The following is a 438-nucleotide window of genomic DNA, read 5'->3' as shown; positions in this document are numbered from 1 at the left end:
CGGCCTGATCCTCGCCAACGACGACGGCACCCTCTCCCGCTCAGCCGCCTCCGCTGCCGCCGTCAGCAGCCTCAATTGCACCGGCACCGGCGCCAACGCCGTCTGCTACGGACCGGGCGCCAATGCCAACGGCGACTTCACCACCGCCATCGGCTCGGATTCCCTCGCCATCCAGTCCGGAGCCACGGCCCTGGGGGCCAACTCCCGGGCGGATGGCATCAGCGCCACGGCCCTCGGGCGCAACGCCAACGCCACCGGAACCGCCGCTGTAGCAGTGGGGGCCTTCGCCAATGCCAATGGCATTGGCACCGTGGCCATCGGCCAGGACGCCAACGCCATTGGCGAGAACACCATTGCCATCGGCCGGGAGGCCGTTGCCAACGCGGGTAGCTCACCCCTCTCGGGAGCCATCGCCATCGGCTACCGCAGCAACGCCTC

Annotated in this window: 1 protein-coding gene; it reads left to right on the top strand. The window is 70.1% G+C overall.

Annotated features, from left to right (window positions below; all coding sequences use genetic code 11):
• The coding region (locus ACLD7X_RS19035; RefSeq protein WP_411425243.1) for a hypothetical protein at window positions 1-438 on the top strand (438 nt) is incomplete at both ends.

Origin of the sequence: Aphanothece microscopica RSMan92, from assembly GCF_046613545.2 — a bacterium.
Taxonomy (GTDB): domain Bacteria; phylum Cyanobacteriota; class Cyanobacteriia; order PCC-6307; family Cyanobiaceae; genus NIES-981.
Note: the sequence above shows the minus strand (reverse complement) of the source record. Positions and strands in the feature narration are given on the sequence as shown.